The organism is Streptomyces sp. NPDC058653 (assembly GCF_042716895.1).
In the GTDB taxonomy this organism is placed as follows: Bacteria; Actinomycetota; Actinomycetes; order Streptomycetales; family Streptomycetaceae; genus Streptomyces.
The window spans coordinates 1-3,387 of record NZ_JBHXRM010000020.1; the positions used below are offsets into that span (position 1 = coordinate 1).

4 protein-coding genes are annotated in these 3,387 nt (G+C 73.1%); all 4 read right to left on the reverse strand.

The annotated features are described in order from the left end of the window. Positions 1–321 (reverse strand): HAD family hydrolase (locus tag ACFWU9_RS18570; RefSeq protein ID WP_384319796.1); only part of this gene is annotated, 321 nt, incomplete at its 3' end. A 53-nt stretch (positions 322–374) separates the two neighbouring features. Then, the gene (locus ACFWU9_RS18575; RefSeq protein WP_384319596.1) at positions 375–1,529 is read right to left on the reverse strand and encodes an ABC transporter ATP-binding protein; all 1,155 of its coding nucleotides are present in this window, start codon (positions 1,527–1,529) and stop codon (positions 375–377) included. A 7-nt stretch (positions 1,530–1,536) separates the two neighbouring features. Further along, entirely contained in the window at positions 1,537–2,484 is a 948-nt protein-coding gene (locus ACFWU9_RS18580) for an ABC transporter permease (protein ID WP_384319598.1), read from the reverse strand. Next, positions 2,472–3,314, reverse strand: coding sequence for an ABC transporter permease (locus ACFWU9_RS18585; protein ID WP_384319600.1), 843 nt, complete (start codon positions 3,312–3,314; stop codon positions 2,472–2,474). The genes ACFWU9_RS18580 and ACFWU9_RS18585 overlap by 13 nt, the downstream gene beginning before the upstream one ends. Positions 3,315–3,387: the final 73 nt, after the last annotated feature.

Sequence of the window (3,387 nt, forward strand, 5' to 3'; positions counted from 1 at the left end):
GTCGACCACGCTCCGCGGCGAGGCACTGACCAGCGCGAACGGCACCCCCGCCTGTTCGAGGGCGGCCAGCAGCCGACCGGCTCCCGGCCGCGGCGGCGCACCCGCCTCCACACGCCGGAGGAAGGACGCGGCGAGATCGGCGGCGACGGTCTCCGGGCGGGACGCGCCCGTCACACGTACGAGGTGGGCCGCCGTGTCCGCGACGGCGCGGCCCACGACCTCGGGCGCGTCGGCGTCCGAGAGCCGGTGGCCGATGCCCGCGGCGACCTCGGCCGCCGCATCCCACCAGAGCGTCTCGGTGTCGACGAGGGTGCCGTCCATGTCGAAGAGCACGGCGGCGGGGGTACGTACCCGGTGGCCGTCGTCCGTCGGGCTCACCCGGCCGTCCCGGCGGGCCGCGTATCCGTGACACCCGTCCCGGCGGCTCGCGCGACGACCAGCACCGGGCGCTTGGCCGGCCGGACCGTGGCACGTACGCCGGGGGCCAGCGCCCCCGCGTCCCTCGACGGCACGTCGGCCTTGACGGAGCCGCCGTCCGGCAGGTCGAGCAGCACCCGCGTCACCGACCCGAAGAACGACGCGGAGACGACCGTGGCCGTACCGCGCTCGTCCGCCGTCGCCGTGATGTTCTCGGGCCGGATCAGCACCTCCACGGCCGTCTCCCGGCCCGGCGGGATCTCGCCGTCCACAGGCAGCGTCGCTCCGACGACCGCGACCCGTCCCCCGTCGGTGAGCTGCCCGGGCAGCCGGTTCATCGTGCCGACGAACTCGGCGACGAAGGGCGTGGCGGGCCGCTCGTACAGTTCGGCGGGCGGCGCGCACTGCTCCAGGCGGCCCGCGTTGAGGACGGCGACCCGGTCGGCCATCGACAGCGCCTCCTCCTGGTCGTGCGTGACGAAGATGGTGGTGATGCCGAGCGAGAGCTGGAGCCGGCGGATCTCCTCGCGCAGCGAGAGCCGGACCTTGGCGTCGAGCGCCGACAGCGGCTCGTCGAGCAGCAGGACGCGCGGTCGCAGCGCGAGCGCGCGGGCGAGCGCGACCCGCTGCTGCTGGCCGCCGGACATCTGGTGCGGGAAGCGGTCGCCGTGGTCGGGAAGGCCGACGAGGCCGAGGAGTTCGGTGGCGCGCTCCCGCCGCCGGGCGGCGGAGACCTTGCGTACGCGCAGACCGAAGGCCACGTTGTCGCGGGCGTTGAGGTGCGGGAAGAGGCTGTACGACTGGAACACCATCCCCGCGTCGCGGCGGTTGGCCGGGACACGGGTGATGTCCTCGCCGTCCACGAGGACCTCGCCGGCGTCGGGGTGCTCGAAGCCCGCGAGCACTCTCAGGGCGGTGGTCTTGCCGCAGCCGGACGGGCCGAGCAGGGCGAGGAGTTCACCGGGACGGGCGGTCAGGTCGAGACCGTCGAGCGCGACGGTGGGCCCGAACGCGCGGCGCAGACCGCGGAATTCGACGAGCGCGCCGGGGGCGGGGGCGGTGGCCCGCCCCGGACCGGTCGTGTCGCCGGGCAGCGTGGAGATGGCTGACATGGGTGGGTTACTCCTTGCCGGAGAGGGAGGTCGGGGCGCCCGGGGCCGGGGCCGGGTTGGTGGCTCCGGCGGCGGCGCGCGCTCCGGCCCGGGACAGGACCATCAGCAGCGCCCAGGCGATCAGCAGGCTGAGCAGTGACACCGCGACCGATGTCTGGGCCTGGGAGCCGGAGATGGTGACGATCCAGACCGCGAAGGGCTGGTAGCCGAGCAGCGCGGCGATCGTGTACTCGCCGAGGACCAGGGCCAGGGTGAGGAACGAGGCGCCCGCAAGAGACGAGCGCAGATTGGGCAGGATGACCCGGACGATCACGTACGGCATGCTCGCCCCGCAGTTGCGCGCGGCCTCCACGAGCGTCGGGATGTCGACGGCGCGCAGCCCCGCGTCGAGCGACCGGTGGACGAACGGCAGCGCGAGCACGGTGTAGGCGATCACCAGCACGAGCGGGAACGACTCGTCCTGGACGACGATGAACGTCCGGTAGAGCGGTGTCGTGGACAGATACTCCGGTCCCCAGCCCAGCACGGTGGTGATCCCGCTGACGAGCGCGATCGGCGGCACCACCAGCGGCAGCATGCAGACGATCTCCACGGCGGGCCCGAGCCGGGGTGCCCCGAGCCGTACGGCGACGAGCGCGGGCACGGCCAGCAGCAGGGACAGCGCGATGGTGCAGGCCGCGAGCCCCAGCGAGAGCAGCAGACTGTCCGCGAAGCCTTCGGCCGACAGGATGCCGGTGTACGCCTCGAAGGAGACGCCCTGACCGGGTGTGTGCACGGTGAAGACGAACGAGGCGAGCAGCGGTACGACGAAGTAGATCCCGGCCAGGGCCAGTACGGCGCCCCGCCAGACGCGCGGGCGGCGCCGCCTCCGTACGGAGGTGGCCCCCGGCGCGGCCTCCTTGGGAGGCGGGGCCGCGGGCGAGGTCGCGGACGCCGTCGGGGTCAGTGCAGCCATCGGGTGCTCCGTCGCTGGAGGGGCAGATAGACCGCCATCACCACACCGGCGATCACGATCATGTCGAGGCTCAGCGCGAGCGCCACGTTCTCCTGTCCGACCTGCACGTTCCCGGAGAGCGCCGCGGCGATCTTGAGGGTGACCAGCGGTACGGAGCCGCCGACGAGCGCGGCGGCCGTCGCGTACGCGGCGAACGCGCTGCCGAAGAGCAGCACGAACCCGCCGAGCAGGGTGGGGAGGAGGACCGGCAGACCGACATGGCGCCAGAACTGCGCGTCCGTCGCCCCGGCGTTCTGCGCCGCCTCCCGCCACTGGGGGCGCAGGCCGTCCAGCGCGGGGACGCTGACCAGCACCATCAGCGGCACCAGGAAGTAGAGGTAGATCACGGTGAGTCCGGTGAACGAGTAGAGATTCCAGCCCGCGGCGTCGAGGTGCGCGAGTTCGGTGACGACACCGGAGATGCCGAGGGTCGCGACGAAGGCGAACGCCAGCGGTACGCCGCCGAAGTTGGCGAGGACACCGGAGGCGGTGAGGACGGACTCGCGCAGCGCGCGCCGCCGTGAGGTGACGACGGCCTGGGCGATGAGCGTCCCGAGGACGGTGCCGATCAGGGCGGTCAGCGCGGACAGTTCGACGCTGCTGGTGAGGGAGGTGAGATAGGGGCCCTGGAGGGAGGTGGAGACGTTGGCGCCGGTGGCCGAAGTGGCTCCGGTGACCGCGTCCTTGGTGGTGAAGGCGCCGTACACGACGGCGGCGACGGGGAGTCCGAAGCAGACTCCGGCGAAGACGAGCAGCGGCAGGGCGCCGAGCCAGGATGGCCTGCTGCTCACGACGACGCTTCCTCCCTGACCCACTGCACCTTGCGGACGGCCGGTCCCATCTTGCCCCTCGGAGTCTCAGCCT

What these genes read in the sequence shown, in the direction of transcription:
- ACFWU9_RS18575 (WP_384319596.1), bottom strand. Translation starts at nt 1,529, where the DNA reads ATGTCAGCCATCTCCACGCTGCCCGGCGACACGACCGGTCCGGGGCGG.
- ACFWU9_RS18580 (WP_384319598.1), bottom strand. Translation starts at nt 2,484, where the DNA reads ATGGCTGCACTGACCCCGACGGCGTCCGCGACCTCGCCCGCGGCCCCG.